A 14,399-nucleotide genomic window follows, 5' to 3' on the forward strand; every position below is an offset into this window, starting at 1 on the left:
TGTACCCCGGCACCGGGCCTCCTCAGAAGCGGAGGTCAGCTCACCGCGGCGGCGCCGAGGTCCGGGTTGTCCGTGAAGAATCCGTCCAGGCCGGCCTCCAGGAACACCTGCACCTCGCCCACCATGTCGCCGATGCCGTTCGGGTCGGTCGAGGAGCGGAAGTCGGCCGCGAGGAACTGGTTCTCACGGCGGAAGGTCCAGGCGTGCACCTCGAGGCCGGCGCGGTGCGCGTCCCGGATCACCGGGCTGGGCGCGCGGAGCGTGCCGTCGGCGTTGCGCGGGATCAGCACGTTCTTCTCGGCGCCGATGCCGTCGGCGTAGCCGGCGATCTCTCGCAGGCCCCGGCGGGTGACCAGGTCTGCGTAGGTACGCGGGTCCCCGGCCGCCACGAGGTCGTAGGGTGCGCCGCTGCTGCTGACGAGCTGGGCGAGCCGCACGTCGGTCATCTCGTCGAGGTCCTGGAGGTTGCCCACCTCGAACGACTGGACGATCACCGGGGCGTCGGCCCGGTCGAAGCCGTTGCGGCGGAGCTCACGCACGAGCGGCTCCTCCAGGGACAGCCCGATCGAGTCGAAGTAGGTGGGGTGCTTGGTCTCCGGGTAGACGCCGACGGGGGCGCCGTCGCAGGTGCGGCTGTTCCGGGCCAGGTCGAGCACCTCGTCGAGCGTCGGGACCTGGTAGAGGCCGTCGAACGGGGTGTTCTGCGGCCGGACCTGCGGCAGACGCTCCTTGGCCCGCAGGGTGCGCAGCTCGGCGAGCGTGAAGTCCTCGGTGAACCAGCCGGTGATCCGCGCGCCGTCGATCGTCCTGGTGGTGCGCCGGTCCGCGTACTCCGGGTGCGCGGCGACGTCGGTGGTGCCGCCGATCTCGTTCTCGTGCCGGGCGACGAGCACGCCGTCCTTGGTCGAGACCACGTCGGGCTCGATGTAGTCGACGCACTGGTTGATGGCGGTCTCGTACGCGGCGAGCGTGTGCTCCGGCCGGTAGCCGGAGGCCCCACGGTGCCCGACGACCGTCACGCCGTCGTCGGTCACGCGCTTCTTCTTCAGGTCGACGAGAGCCATCTCGGTGTCGTCCGGGGTACCCGTGACACGCGAGTCGTTGCCCGGGTAGTTGTTGTCGTTGCCGATCAGCAGCGTGTCGCGGTCGACGAACAGGACCGTCTCGAAGGACTGCACGGGCAGCGCGAACGTCTCGCCGAGCCCGTAGCCCTCGCCGGCGTCGATACCGCGCGGGTTCTCGATGCGCAGTGCGTCGACGACGAGCTCCTTGCGGACGTAACCGTCACGGTCCGTGCGGCTCAGGTCGATCTCGTACACCCGCTTGATGACCGACTGGTCGCCCTCGAAGTCGTCCCGCTCGATGAGCAGCATGGAGTCGCGGCCGGTGGCGAACGCGTCGCCGATCACGTTGACCTCACGGTCGGTCTGGTACGCCCAGCGCTTGCCGGTGTACTCACCGCGACGGGTGTCGAACTGGTAGATCCAGCGGCGGCGGACATCCTCGTCGTCGGCCAGCGCACCCTCGACCACCGGGTAGAGGTGACGACCGCTCGAGGCCAGGGCCTCGAAGCCGCGGCTGCTGGGGACGTTCGGCTTCTCGCCGGGCTCCAGGTAGGGGTTCGCGGGCGACTTGCCGTCCGGGAACTCGTACGGGGCCTCCAGCAGCGTGCCGTCCGCGTCGAAGTGCAGCAGGAACGGGCCGAACTCCTCACCGACCCAGAACGTGCCGTCGGCGGCCCGGACCAGGGACTCGATGTCGAAGTCGGCGCCCGTCAGCAGGCGCTCCTCGGTGTCCTCGTGGACGATCTCGAAGTCGAGGACGTCGTTGCGGTCGTTGTACTCGATGAAGTCGAGCACCTCGATCTCGCCGGAGCCCTTCCGGCCCGTGTCCCACTGCGGGCGCACCAGGTAGTTGCGCAGCAGGTAGTCGGCGGAGTTGCCCTTGGCCCCGAACCCGTTGTCCGGCTGGGCCCAGAAGGTGCCGTCGCGGTTGTCGACCATCGCGGAGAAGCCAGGGATGACCTGGCCGTCCCACGGCCCCTGGCGCCCGTTGGCGGGAGAAGCCGCGGCGCCCGACGGCGGGCCTTCGGCGAGGTAGTCGGCCGACAGCGTGGCCCGACCGGCCAGGGTGGCGGCGAGGTAGGAGCCGCGGTGGTGCTCGGGCCCGGGACCGTGCTGGGGTGCGGCGACGGCGACGGCAGCGGGGAACAGCAGCGATGCCACTGCCGCGGCGGCCACCACGCGCGAGGCGCGGGTGCGCAGGGGTGTACTCATGCGTGCGAGCCAAGACGGCGGAGCCGACATCCTGGTGAATCCCGCCCGACCGCGGGATGAACACTCAGATCGGCGTGTGCCAGCCGCCCTTGCGGTACGCCGGCGTGGCGGCGGCCAGCACGATGAACGCGGTGAGGCCCGAACCGAGCATCACGACCGACATGGCGACGGTGTCGCTGCCGAGCAGGCCCACGATCGGTGAGACCAGGCCGGCCAGCAGCGACTGCACCGCACCGATCATGGCGGCGGACGTCCCCGCGATCTCGCCGTGCCTGGACAGCGCCAGGGCCGAGGCGTTGGCGGGGATGAGGCCCTGGAACGCGAGCACCAGCCACAGGGCCACGAGCAGCCCGATCAGGCCGCCCACCTGCGTCACCGCGACCACGACCAGCACCACGGACATCACCACCTGCGCCACGATCGCCGTCCGCAGCAGCCGGATGGGGGCGACCCGCCGGACCAGCGACGCGTTCACCTGGGCGGAGAGCACCAGGCCGAGGCCGTTGATCGCGAAGAGGAGCGAGAACTGCCCGTGCGAGAGGCCGTACCCCTGCTGGAACACGAACGGGGAGCCCACCACGTAGCTCATCACGACCCCCATGCCGAGGCCGGGGATGAGGGCGAGCGCCATGAAGTGCTTGTCGCGCAGCAGCGTGCGATAGCCGCGCAGCACCGACGACGCGCCCCCGGTGGTGCGGCGGGCGACCGGGTTCGTCTCCGGCATCACGAAGAACACGATCACCGCGAGCGTGGCACCGATGAGCGCGAGCACCACGAAGATCCAGCGCCAGGCAAACGCCTCGAGCACGATCGAGCCGAGCGACGGCGCGAGCATCGGGGCCACGCCGATCACGAGCATCAGGCGTGACAGGATGCGGGCCGCCTCGGCTCCCACGAACCGGTCGCGCACGGTGGCCATCGCCGCGACGCTCGCCGCCGAGTTGAAGAAGCCCTGCACCAGGCGCAGCCCGATGAGCAGGTGGATGTCGTCGACGATGGCGCAGGCCAGCGAGACCAGGACGTGCATCCCGATGCCGATCATCAGCGGCAGACGGCGCCCGAAGCGGTCGGTCAGCGGGCCGATGACGAGCTGGCCGAGCGCACCACCGACGAGCATGCAGGAGACGGTGAGCTGGGCCAGCGTGTCGGAGGTACCGAGATCGGAGGCGACCTGCGGGAGCGCAGGCAGATACATGTCGACGGTAAGGGCGGGCAGGCACGCCAGCGCACCGAGCATGATCACCCACTTGAGGGCGGATCGAGACGACGGAGCGCGGCGACCGGGCATGGTTGAGGACACGCCCGACGGCGCTTCGGTTGGCATGCCCAACATTCTATCGAATCGATACGACCCTGAACAGAGTGACCTCCCTCTCCCACCACCCGCTGCCGACCGCCCCGCCGCAATGTCAGTGGGGCGGGGCATGCTGGTCCCATGTGCGGACGCTTCGCCTCCTTCACGGACACCCAGGACCTCGCTGACGAGCTCGCGATCGCCGAGATAGCGGAGGACGCGCGGCTCCTGCCGCCGTCCTGGAACGTGGCGCCCACCGACCCGGTGCGCATCGTCGTCGAGCGCGCGGGTCGCGACTCGGACGAGGTGACACGGTCGTTGCAGCTGGCCCGATGGGGGCTCGTGCCGTCGTGGGCCAAGGACCCCGGTGTGGGCGCCCGCATGATCAACGCCCGCTCGGAGACCCTGCTCGACAAGCCCGCGTTCGCCAAGCCGTTCGCGGCGCGGCGCTGCCTGGTGCTCGCCGACGGCTACTACGAGTGGCGCAAGCTGTCGCTACCGGCGTCCGGCTCGAAGAAGATCCCCAAGCAGCCGTACTGGATCCACCCCGCGGACGCCGGCGTGGCCGCCTTCGCGGGCCTGTACGAGTTCTGGCGCAACCCTGCCGCGAGCGAGACCGACCCGGACCGCTGGCTCGTGTCAGCCACGGTCGTCACCCGGCCGGCGTCCGACAGCATGGCTCCGATCCACGACCGGATGCCGCTCGTGCTGCCGCGGGACGCCTGGGACACGTGGCTGGACCCGGCGGTCCGCGACGCGTCCGATCTCCTGCAGATCGACAACGCCCCGCTGACGACGCGGCCGGTGGGCGATGCGGTGGGTTCCGTGCGGAACGACGGGCCGTCGTTGATCGAGCCGGATCCGGAACCGAGGGATCCGGAGCCGGTGCTGGTCTGACGATCAGACAGGGTCGCTGAGGAACAGATCGTTGCGTATGTGCAACTCGGCGCGCGGTTGACATCTTTCCTCTACACACTTGACCCATGACGATCGAGACCGCCAGCAGGTCGGAGCCCGCGGGCTACACAGCGTTCATCGCGGACCTGAAACATCGTGTCCGGACCACGCAGTTCCGCGCGGTGCGTGCTGCCAACACCCAGGTGCTGCGGTTGTACTGGTCCGTTGGCCGCGACATCCTCGACCGCCAGAAGAACGAGGGCTGGGGCGCCAAGGTCGTTGACCAGATCTCGGCTGATATGCGGCGGGAGTTTCCAGGTCAGCAGGGATGGTCGCGCCGCAGCCTCTTGTACATGCGGAAGGTTGCTGAAGCGTGGCCGGCTGAGTCAGAGTTTGTGCAACAGCCTGTTGCACAATTGCCCTGGGGCCATGTCACGATCCTTCTCGCGAAGCTCCGCACCCGCGAGGACCGCGACTGGTACGCCGCCCAGGCAGTCGAGAACGGCTGGTCCCGCGCCAGCCTCGAGTTCGAGATCAAGATGGACCTCAAGAGCCGCCTGGGCTCCGCTCCCTCCAACTTCTCGACGACCCTCGAAGCCTCCGACTCCGACCTCGCCCAGCAGGTCGTCAAGGACTCCTACGTCTTCGAGCACCTGGACCCAGGCAAGCAGATCGCGGAACGCGACCGTGAGCAGGCACTCATGGATCGGATACAGGCCACGCTGCTGGAGCTCGGGCGCGGCATGGCGTTCGTCGGGCGCCAGTTCCGGATCGAGGTCGGCGGCGACGAGTTCTTCGTCGACCTGCTCTTCTTCCACGTCACCCAGCTGCGCTACGTCGTCGTCGAGCTGAAGGTCGGGAAGTTCCAGCCGGCCCACATGGGCCAGATCGGCACCTACGTCGCGATGATCGACGGCGAGGTCCGGGATCCGGCGATACATGCACGGACGGTCGGGATCCTCCTGTGCACCGAGCGCAACGGGGCCACGCTCGACTACGCGCTCGCGAGCACCGCGTCCCCCGTCGCGGTCGCCCTCTACGAGGGCCTGACGCCGAAGGAACGCGCAGAGCTGCCGGACCCGGAAGAGCTGGAAGCCATCATCGGCGAGGAGATCCGGGCCCACGAACCACCCGTCACCGCGCTCCCGGAACCAGGCCCGGCCTGAACGAACGGATCACGTCGGCGAGCACCGCGTGGAAGGTCGGGAAGGTCTTCTTCACGCAGCCCGGATCGTCCAGCGTGACTCCCGGGGCGCGCAGGCCGGCGATGCTGAAAGCCATCGCGATCCGATGGTCACCGAAGCAGCGGATCTCCGCACCGTGCGGCGCGGCAGGCTGGATCTCGATCCAGTCGGGCCCCGTCTCGACCTGCACCCCCATCGCCCGGAGGTTCACCGCGCACGCGTCGAGCCGGTCGCACTCCTTGACCCGGGTGTTGGCGACGTCGACGATCCGGGTCGGCCCGTCGGCGAAGGGCGCGATCGCCGCGAGCGTCGGCATGGTGTCCGAGATGTCGCGCATGTTGACCGTGATCCCGCGAAGTCGTCCGGTCCCGGTCCCGGTCCCGGTCACGGTCGTCGCTCCGGCGCTCTTGTCGACGTCGGCGCCCATGCGAGCGAGGACGTCGACGAACGCGTAGTCCCCCTGCAGGGCTCCCGGGCTCAGGCCCGGCACGGTGATCGACTCACCGAGCAGCGCCGCCGCCGCGAAGAAGTAGCTCGCGGACGACGCATCCGGCTCGACCTCGTACCGGTTCGCGACGTAGGTGCCCGGCTCGACCCGGTAGGTCCGGCCGGTCCGGGCGACGTCGATCCCGAACGCGCGCATCATCGCCGTCGTGATCGCGACATACGGTTCCGAGACGAGGTCGGTCACCTCGACCGTCAGACCGTCGCGCATCAGCGGACCGGCGAGAAGCAGCGCGGTGAGGAACTGGGACGATGTCCCGGCGTCGAGCCGGACGGCCCCACCGGAGAGCCCCGCGGCGTGCACGGCCAGGGGGTGATGGTCAGCCTCGCCGCCGAACTCCAGCGTCGCCCCCAGCTCGCGCAACGCCTGGGTGAGCGGAGCCATCGGCCGGCGGCGCATCTGCGCCGAGGAGTCGAACGCGTACCGACCGCTGCCGGTTGCCGCCAGGACGGGCAGGAAGCGCGACGTCGTCGCGCCGTCCCGGGTGAACACGTCGGCGGACCCGCGCGGCGGACCGGCGGGCGCACCCTCGATCTCCCACTCCGAGGCGCCCTGCCCGACCACGTACCCGAGTGCCCGGAGCCCTTCGACGAACGCCTCGGTGTCGTCGGAGACCAGCGGTCTCACCAGGGTGGATCGCCCCCGCGCGGCCGCCGCGAGGAACAGCGCTCGTGCGGTGATCGACTTCGAACCGGGGATCTCGACGACAGTCACGTCCCGACCGTAGCGCCCCGCGGGCCATCGGTCCGGGAGGCCCACCCCTCGGGCCGGCTAGGCCCCGGGGAGCACCTCGCCGAGCGTCCGGATCCGGTCCGCGACGTCCGGGTACCGGTCGTGCCGGTCTAGCAGCACAGCGCCCAGCCCGGCGTCGAGCGGACCGTGGAAGTCCTTCTCCAGGTCGTTGCCGACCATCAGCACATCACCCGGCGCGACACCGAGGATCTCGCACGTCGCGGCGTACGCGCGCGGGTCGGGCTTGCCCGCGGGCAGGTCGTCGGACGCGACGACGACGTCGAGGTGCTCGGCCAGGCCCGTCCGGTCGAGCTTGCGCCGCTGGTGGACGGAGTCGCCGTTGGTGAGCAGCGCGACGACGAGGCCTGCGTCGCGCACCCTGCGCAAGGCGGGCACGGCGTCGTCGAACGCGATCCAGGCCCGCTCGTAGCGGGACAGGTACCCGGTGAAGAGCTCGTCGGCCTCGTCGTCGGTGGCGTCAGCGCCCAGGAACTCGCGCACGCGAACCCGCCGCTGGTCCTGGAACGTGATCTCCCGCCGCTGGTAGCGCGCGTAGGCGTCCTCCGCGATGGTGAGCCACGCGGCTACCAGCTCATCCAGGTCGTCGAGGTGCAGACCCAGCTCGGGCAGCCAGTCGAGAAGTGCCGCCCGAGAGGCGCCCTCCTGGTCCACGAGTGTGTCGTCGAGATCGAAGAGAACGACTTTCAGCACGCTCGCATCGTGTCACACGCCCGCGAGTACGCGGAGTTGGACGAGCAGGGGGTGAACTTCACCGCTGGGGCAACGTAATCGCAGGCCCGCGCGTCTCTAGACAGCGACAGACTCCTGTCCCGACCCACCTGGGGGATCCATGACCGCTCACCGCTCGTCCCGATCATCACCGCGCCTGCTCACGATGGGGGTGGCCGCCGTGCTCGCCCTCGGGCTGCTCGGAGAAGGGGCTGCGACCGACGTCGCATCGGCATCGACCGTGCCGACCACCACGCCTGCGGCGCGAGAGCTGGCTGCAGCACAGCCCGGTCTCCGGTTCGCTCCGGCGTCCAAGACTGTTGAGGCCTATGCCTACGACGGTTACGTCTACCTCGACTCGGGCGTCTGGCTCGCCGCCTACGGCGAGGGTTACGAGTTCTGGGCGAAGCGCGCCAAGCCCTCCGACCCGGTCACACTCACCAAGACGGTGATCCGCGGCGAGAAGCGCACCACGAAGAAGGCGCCCGCCAAGATCGTCGACGGGTTCAACGGCTTCAAGCGGGGCCTCACGGTCCAGGTCGTCGACGCCAAGGGCAACGTCCTCACCAAGAAGACCCGCAGCCTGTGCCTCGGCGGTGAGGAGCGCCAGCGGGTCGAGCCGACCGGTAACACCGAGCCGATCTACCCCATGTGGTGCGGCGGAAACTGGTTCACCAACGCCACCGTCTCCGGGATCGAGCAGGGTTGGGCGAGCCGGCTGGACACCTACTTCGAGGTGAAGACCACGCGCACGAACCTCCGGATGACCGTGAGCATCAGCGACCCCGTCGCGAACTTCCTCGGTCTCCCCGCGGACGCCCGTTCGGTCTCGCAGCGGGTCAAGGTGGTCGACGAGTGCGGGTTCGTGGACTGCGGAGAGATGGGGGCAGCGCTCCTGGGCCAGCCCGACGAGGGCTTCAGCAGCCTGGCCGAAGGGGAGCCCACCGCCCAGGAGGAGCGGCGGCAGGCGCACACGAGCGGTGGCCACGCCGGCTCGGGCGACACCACTCGGCCCACGCACCGTACGAACCTCTTCACGCTCCGGAACGAGCACCAGGAGCACGGCGGCGACCACCCCGCGCTCGGTCAGCCGGGATCGAAGCCCTCGACCAAGGCCCCGGCCATGGACACCCTTCCCGACCTCGTCTCGGTGCCCGCGTGGGAGATCGGTACCGAGCGGAACGGCCGTACCGACCGGCTCACCTTCAACGCCCACGAGTGGAACGCCGGACCTGCTCCCCTGGTCGTAGAGGGCTACCGGCGGGGCGCCGGCGAGGTCATGGACGCCTACCAGTTCTTCTACCGGGACGGCAAGGAGGTCGGCAGCGCCAGGACCGGGACGATGAAGTACCACGCCGCTCCGGAGCACGACCACTGGCACTTCCTGGACTTCGCGAAGTACGAGCTCGTCAAGCCCGACGGCTCGCTGGTGACGACGAGCGGCAAGCAGTCCTGGTGCCTGGCGCCGACCGACCCCGTGGACCTGTCGGTTCCGGGTGCCACGTGGCGTCCGGACGCCATCGGCCTGGACAGCACGTGCGGCGACAGGTCCGCCCTGTGGCTGCGCGAGGTGCTGCCCGCCGGCTGGGGAGACACCTACAGCCAGTACCAGACCCAGGCCTTCAAGCTGAACGGCGTGCCCAACGGGACCTACCAGATCAAGATCACGGTGAACCCGCGGGGTGCGTTGCACGAGCGGACCGAGTCCAACAACGTCAGCTACCGGACCGTCGTCCTCGGCGGCAGCGCCGGCAAGCGCACGGTGAAGGTTCCGCCGTACCAGGGCGTCGACACGGAGAACATCCGCTGGTGACTGTGCGGCACGAATGTCGCCGCGCGTCCGGCGGTCCTGCGTAGGCTGCGCTCCATGAGCGCCAGCACCACGCAGTCGGCAGTCCCGTCCGGGAGCCGCATCACCTGCAGCCTCTCGGACGGGATCGCCGACGTCCGCCTGGACCGGCCGGACAAGCTCAACGCGCTGTCGCTCGACATGCTCGGCGACCTCCGGGCGGCAGCGCGCCGGCTCGGGCGGACGCCCGGTCTGCGTGCGGTGGTCGTCTCCGGCAACGGCCGCTCGTTCTGCGCAGGGCTCGACCTCGGCGCCGCGGCCCGCAACCCGGCGGCGGTGGCGCGGGCATTCGTTCCGACGCCCCGCGGCACCAACCTGTTCCAGGAGGCCTGCTGGGCCTGGCGGCGGCTGCCCGTACCGGTGATCGCCGCGGTGCACGGGCACGTGTTCGGCGCCGGCGTGCAGATCGCCCTCGCCGCCGACCTGCGCCTCACCACCCCGGACGCCCGCTGGTCCGTCAAGGAGGTCGAGCGAGGCCTGGTCCCCGACATGTCGGGGATCCGGGCGCTGACCCAGCTGGTGGGCATCGAGACGGCGAAGCGCCTCACGTTCACGGCCGAGGAGTTCACCGGGGCCGACGCCGGCCGGCTCGGCCTGGCCGGTACCGTCACGGACACGCCGCTGGACGAGGCGTTCGCGCTGGCCGGCCGGATCGCCGAGCGGCGCCCCGAGGCAGTCGCGGCCGCGAAGCGGTTGTTCGACCGGCGATGGTCGTCGGGCGACCGGCGCACGTTCGCCGCCGAGCGGCGGGCGCAGCTGAGACTGCTGCCGGGTGCGCTGCGGGCGCTGCGTCAGCCGCGGTAGGCGCGCTGCAGCCGGACCGGCGCTATCCGGCCGATGCCGGGGACGTCGCGGACGGGCTGCGCGGTGAGCGCGTAGCGGGAGCTCGTGGCGAGCTTCGCGGCGGTCTCCTTGTCGACCAGGACCGTCGAGGGGTCCGACTGTTCGGTGAGGCGCGAGGCCAGGTTCACCGTCGGCCCGAAGATGTCGCCGAACCGGGACAGCACCCGCCCCCACACGAGACCCACCCGGACCGGGATCTCGGGGTCGCCGGGAGCAGCGGTGCCCAGTGCCGCGCCCGAGGTCTCGGCCAGGCCGAGCGCCACCTCGGCGCCCGTGGAGATGTCGTCGGTCACGAAGAGGACCGCGTCGCCGATGGTCTTCACGACGCGGCCGCCCGCGTTGACGATCACGTCCCGCGCACCCGCCTCGAACCGCTGCACGAACTCCGCCAGCTCCTCCGAGCCGAGCCCCGCCGTCCGCTTCGTGAACGACACGATGTCCGCGAACCCGACCGCGCGGAGCAGCGGCAGCTGATGGCTGTCGTTGCGGTCGTCGCCCCGGGAGCCGGCGAACTCGATGGCGGTGCGCCCCGTCAGCGCCGCGAGCTGACGCCGCCAGGCGTGCTCGAGCTGCCGGCTGAGCATCGCGGACATCTCGGGGAGCCGGTCCAGCGCGAGCAGGCGGGCCGACGTCTCGTCGAGCTCGTACCGTCGCGCCAGGTGCTCCACGAGCGCCTCGACCTGCCACAGCGCGAGCCGCTCGGTGGTGTGGCCCACGGACCGGATGAAGGTCATCTGGGCGCGCTCGTCCATCTGCTCGGCCTCGAACAGGCTCGCGGCATCCTTGAGCGCCTCGACGTCGGCGTCGGTGAACCACGTCTCCGTCGGGTGCGTGACGGGCAGTCCGATCCAGCGCCAGTAGCGGGTGACGAACTGCTTGTCGAGCCCGGTCAGCTCCACCACCTGCGACAACGTGTACCGGCGAGCGCCACCGAGCAGCGTCTCGTCGAGCCGCGCCGCGGTGTCGGCACCCGGCGCGTCGTGGTGCGCGTCGTGGTGGGTGGGAGGGGTCTCGGAATTGTGGAGCACATCACCACTGTAGGCGGGGGCACCTTATGCACCTGCATGCATCCGCAGGACAAGCCCGCGGGATCAGCTCCAGAGCGTCAGCACGAGCGGGATTCCCATGAGCACGAGCAGCATCGCGACCACGGTGACGACGTTCCACAGCCCCAGCCGCACTCCGGGCACACCGTCGTCGCGGTAGAGCAGGGCCCACACGACCAGGAGCCAGGCGACACCGGCCGCCACGAGGCCCGCCGTCGGGGTGCCGTTCGTCTGGACGATCCCCCGGTCCAGGCGGACCGTGCTGATCAGATACACGGCGACGATCGCCGCCGCGCACACGATCGCCTTCGCCACCCCGAGCGTGGCTCGACCTGCCTCCATGGCATCTCCCCGCTGTCACGCACCTTCGCGTGCCTGCCGTCGCTTGGGGCGGACGTTACCGGAGACGACGTGTCCCGCGGCAGGGATTGCCACCGAATTCACCCGTCCGGCGGGCCAGTTCACCCCCGGGACGTCACCGGAGGTGCCAGACGTCGCCCGCGGTCACCGCCCGCTCCTCGCCCGACTCCGAGCGCACCACGAGGGCCCCCGACCCGTCCAGACCGACCGCCTCGCCCTCCAGGACACCCGCACCCCCGGCCAGCTCGGCGCGGACACGGGTGCCCAGCGTCGCCGACACGGCCGCGTACTCGTCCAGCAGGCCGGCCGCGGCGGCGTCACCGCCGGCCTGCTCCCAGCGCCGGACGACGGCGTGCACCTCACCCAGGAGCCGCACCAGCACGTCGGTCCGGTCCGGCCGCGGGTAGCCCGCGAGCGCCAGCGACGTCGCCGTCGGCACGGGCAGCTCCTCCGCGGACTGCGACACGTTGAGCCCGATCCCGAGCACCACCGCCGTCGTCCGCTGCCCGGGCGTGCCGGGTACGACCTCCGCGAGGATGCCCGCGACCTTGCGGTAGAGCCCCAGCCCGGCGATCGTGTCGACGGCGGGCAGCAGCACGTCGTTGGGCCACTTCACGGCGGCGGTGACGCCGCCGTCGGACACCGCACGGACCACCGCGAGCCCGGCCAGCAGGGGGAGCCAGCCCAAGGCCTCGGCCGGGACGCGGGGGCGCAGCAGCACGGACACGGTGAGGCCGGCCCGCGCGGGCGTCTCCCACGAACGTCCGGCGCGTCCTCGGCCCGCCGTCTGGTGCTCGGCGACGAGGGCCGACGGCGCCGGCCACGCGGCCGGGTCGGACCGGACGGCCGTGGCGAGCTCGGCGTTGGTGGAGGAGGAGGTCTCGACCACCTCGACCCGGGAGTATCCGGGGACGGTGAGCTTGTCGAGACACAGGGACTGGTGCACTCCCTCATCCTCTCCCCTCCCGCCCGGCCTCGCCCTTGGAGGAAACCCACAACACAGCGGCGTGACCCGCTGGACCCTCACGCATCGAGCCGGAGGCATCCGACAACTACGCTCGAACTGTGAACGACGCCATCACGACCCTCGCCGGCACGCGCGCCAAGCTCGACGACCTCGACGCGCGCCGGGCAGCCGCCATCGACATCCCGGAGGAGACGGCCCAGGAGAAGCAGCACAAGCGGGGCAAGAAGACCGCCAGGGAACGCATCGACGCACTCCTGGACGAGGGCAGCTTCACCGAGCTGGACGCGCTCGCCAAGCATCGCAGCCGCAACTTCGGCCTGGAGAAGAAGCGGATCGCCGGCGACGGCGTGGTCACCGGCTACGGCACCATCGACGGCCGGCAGGTGTGCATCTACTCCCAGGACTTCACCGTGTTCGGCGGGAGCCTCGGCGAGGTGCACGGCCAGAAGATCACCAAGGTGCAGGACCTCGCGCTGCGCACGGGTGTGCCGCTCATCGGCATCAGTGACGGCGGCGGCGCCCGCATCCAGGAGGGTGTCGCGGCCCTGACGCAGTTCGCGGAGATGTTCCGGCGCAACGTCGCGGCGTCGGGCGTGATCCCGCAGATCTCCCTGATCCTGGGCCCGAGCGCGGGCGGCGCGGTGTACTCCCCCGCGCTGACGGACTTCATCGTCATGGCCGACCAGACGTCGAACATGTTCATCACCGGTCCGGACGTGATCCGCACGGTGACCGGCGAGGACGTCGACTTCGAGACCCTGGGCGGCGCCCGCACCCACAACTCGAAGTCCGGCGTGGCGCACTACATGGGCCAGGACGAGGACGACGCGCTCGACTACGTGCGCCACCTCGTCGGCTACCTGCCGCAGAACAACCTCTCGGACGCGCCGTCGTTCCCGCCGGAGGACGAGACGCCGCTGGAGGTCACCGCCGACGACGAGGCCCTCGACGAGCTGATCCCCGACAGCGACAACCAGCCCTACGACATGCGCACGGCCATCGAGGGGGTCCTGGACCCGGAGTCGTTCCTCGAGGTGCAGCCGATGTTCGCGACCAACGTGCTGATCGGGTTCGGGCACGTGGAGGGCCAGTCGGTCGGCATCGTCGCGAACCAGCCGCAGTCCATGGCGGGCACGCTCGACATCGACGCCGCCGAGAAGGCCGCGCGGTTCGTGCGGACCTGCGACGCCTTCAACATCCCGGTGGTGACGTTCGTGGACGTGCCGGGCTTCCTGCCCGGTGTCGGGCAGGAGCACCAGGGCATCATCCGCCGCGGCGCCAAGCTGATCTACGCGTACGCCGAGGCCACGGTGCCGCTCATCACCATCATCACGCGCAAGGCCTACGGTGGCGCCTACATCGTCATGGGCTCCAAGCAGCTCGGCGCGGACGTCAACCTCGCGTGGCCGACCGCCCAGATCGCGGTCATGGGTGCGAGCGGTGCCGTCAACATCCTGCAGCGGGGCGCTCTGCGCACCGTCCAGGAGGCGGGCGGCGACGTCGAGGCCGAGCGGGCCCGGCTGACCGCCGAGTACGAGGACGCCATCGTGAACCCGTGGGACGCCGCCGAGCGCGGGTACGTCGACGCGGTCATCCGCCCGTCCGAGACGCGGGTGCAGGTGGTGCGCGCGCTTCGCGCGCTGCGCACCAAGCGATCTACGCTTCCTCCGAAGAAGCACGGCAACATCCCGCTCTGACCGGCGGGAGGACCGAGGCA

12 protein-coding genes are annotated in these 14,399 nt (G+C 70.6%); 5 read left to right on the forward strand and 7 right to left on the reverse strand.

Going from position 1 to position 14,399, the window contains the following annotated elements; all coding sequences use genetic code 11:
- Window positions 1-35 precede the first annotated feature (35 nt).
- Together LUM46_RS19840 and LUM46_RS19845 are read right to left on the reverse strand one after the other, a co-directional pair.
- Window positions 36-2,276 carry an esterase-like activity of phytase family protein gene (locus tag LUM46_RS19840; protein WP_274996327.1) on the reverse strand — a complete coding sequence of 747 codons (2,241 nt, stop codon included), beginning with the start codon at window positions 2,274-2,276 and terminating at the stop codon, window positions 36-38.
- A gap of 64 nt (window positions 2,277-2,340) precedes the next feature.
- Complete coding sequence (locus LUM46_RS19845) at window positions 2,341-3,600, reverse strand: multidrug effflux MFS transporter (RefSeq protein ID WP_274996328.1); 1,260 nt, start codon at window positions 3,598-3,600, stop codon at window positions 2,341-2,343.
- A 111-nt stretch (window positions 3,601-3,711) separates the two neighbouring features.
- Between LUM46_RS19845 and LUM46_RS19850 the strand changes: the two genes are divergently transcribed.
- Window positions 3,712-4,467, forward strand: coding sequence for an SOS response-associated peptidase (locus LUM46_RS19850; protein ID WP_274996329.1), 756 nt, complete (start codon window positions 3,712-3,714; stop codon window positions 4,465-4,467).
- Window positions 4,468-4,553: 86 nt separating this feature from the next.
- Window positions 4,554-5,633, forward strand: coding sequence for a PDDEXK nuclease domain-containing protein (locus LUM46_RS19855; protein WP_274996330.1), 1,080 nt, complete (start codon window positions 4,554-4,556; stop codon window positions 5,631-5,633).
- On the opposite strand, the gene aroA is transcribed toward LUM46_RS19855, so the two are convergent.
- Both aroA and LUM46_RS19865 read right to left on the reverse strand, forming a co-directional pair.
- A complete protein-coding gene (gene aroA / locus LUM46_RS19860) occupies window positions 5,602-6,870 on the reverse strand; it encodes a 3-phosphoshikimate 1-carboxyvinyltransferase (RefSeq protein ID WP_274996332.1) in 1,269 nt (422 codons plus the stop codon). The genes LUM46_RS19855 and aroA overlap by 32 nt on opposite strands.
- Before the next feature lie 57 nt (window positions 6,871-6,927).
- Window positions 6,928-7,599 (reverse strand): HAD family hydrolase, encoded by a 672-nt coding sequence (locus LUM46_RS19865; protein ID WP_274996333.1) that lies wholly within the window; start codon window positions 7,597-7,599, stop codon window positions 6,928-6,930.
- A 139-nt stretch (window positions 7,600-7,738) separates the two neighbouring features.
- On the opposite strand from LUM46_RS19865, the gene LUM46_RS19870 reads away from it, so the two are divergent.
- Together LUM46_RS19870 and LUM46_RS19875 are read left to right on the forward strand one after the other, a co-directional pair.
- On the forward strand, window positions 7,739-9,430 hold the full coding sequence (locus LUM46_RS19870; protein ID WP_274996335.1) for a hypothetical protein: 1,692 nt from the start codon (window positions 7,739-7,741) through the stop codon (window positions 9,428-9,430).
- Window positions 9,431-9,484: 54 nt separating this feature from the next.
- The gene (locus LUM46_RS19875; RefSeq protein ID WP_274996337.1) at window positions 9,485-10,270 is read left to right on the forward strand and encodes a crotonase/enoyl-CoA hydratase family protein; all 786 of its coding nucleotides are present in this window, start codon (window positions 9,485-9,487) and stop codon (window positions 10,268-10,270) included.
- On the opposite strand, the gene LUM46_RS19880 is transcribed toward LUM46_RS19875, so the two are convergent.
- From LUM46_RS19880 to LUM46_RS19890, 3 genes are all read right to left on the reverse strand, one after another.
- The gene (locus LUM46_RS19880; protein ID WP_274996339.1) at window positions 10,258-11,337 is read right to left on the reverse strand and encodes an adenylate/guanylate cyclase domain-containing protein; all 1,080 of its coding nucleotides are present in this window, start codon (window positions 11,335-11,337) and stop codon (window positions 10,258-10,260) included. The two genes, LUM46_RS19875 and LUM46_RS19880, sit on opposite strands and share 13 nt — an antisense overlap.
- 63 nt (window positions 11,338-11,400) lie before the next feature.
- The gene (locus LUM46_RS19885) at window positions 11,401-11,697 is read right to left on the reverse strand and encodes a hypothetical protein (protein WP_274996341.1); all 297 of its coding nucleotides are present in this window, start codon (window positions 11,695-11,697) and stop codon (window positions 11,401-11,403) included.
- 133 nt (window positions 11,698-11,830) lie between these two features.
- Window positions 11,831-12,661, reverse strand: coding sequence for a biotin--[acetyl-CoA-carboxylase] ligase (locus LUM46_RS19890; RefSeq protein WP_274996342.1), 831 nt, complete (start codon window positions 12,659-12,661; stop codon window positions 11,831-11,833).
- Window positions 12,662-12,780: 119 nt separating this feature from the next.
- On the opposite strand from LUM46_RS19890, the gene LUM46_RS19895 reads away from it, so the two are divergent.
- A complete protein-coding gene (locus LUM46_RS19895; protein WP_274996343.1) occupies window positions 12,781-14,379 on the forward strand; it encodes an acyl-CoA carboxylase subunit beta in 1,599 nt (532 codons plus the stop codon).
- The last annotated feature ends 20 nt before the right edge of the window (window positions 14,380-14,399 follow it).

Origin of the sequence: Promicromonospora iranensis (genome assembly GCF_028994805.1) — a bacterium.
Taxonomy (GTDB): domain Bacteria; phylum Actinomycetota; class Actinomycetes; order Actinomycetales; family Cellulomonadaceae; genus Promicromonospora; species Promicromonospora iranensis.

What these genes read in the sequence shown, in the direction of transcription:
- LUM46_RS19840 (WP_274996327.1), bottom strand. Translation starts at nt 2,276, where the DNA reads ATGAGTACACCCCTGCGCACCCGCGCCTCGCGCGTGGTGGCCGCCGCG.
- LUM46_RS19845 (WP_274996328.1), bottom strand. Translation starts at nt 3,600, where the DNA reads ATGCCAACCGAAGCGCCGTCGGGCGTGTCCTCAACCATGCCCGGTCGC.
- LUM46_RS19850 (WP_274996329.1), top strand. Translation starts at nt 3,712, where the DNA reads ATGTGCGGACGCTTCGCCTCCTTCACGGACACCCAGGACCTCGCTGAC.
- LUM46_RS19855 (WP_274996330.1), top strand. Translation starts at nt 4,554, where the DNA reads ATGACGATCGAGACCGCCAGCAGGTCGGAGCCCGCGGGCTACACAGCG.
- LUM46_RS19870 (WP_274996335.1), top strand. Translation starts at nt 7,739, where the DNA reads ATGACCGCTCACCGCTCGTCCCGATCATCACCGCGCCTGCTCACGATG.
- LUM46_RS19875 (WP_274996337.1), top strand. Translation starts at nt 9,485, where the DNA reads ATGAGCGCCAGCACCACGCAGTCGGCAGTCCCGTCCGGGAGCCGCATC.
- LUM46_RS19885 (WP_274996341.1), bottom strand. Translation starts at nt 11,697, where the DNA reads ATGGAGGCAGGTCGAGCCACGCTCGGGGTGGCGAAGGCGATCGTGTGC.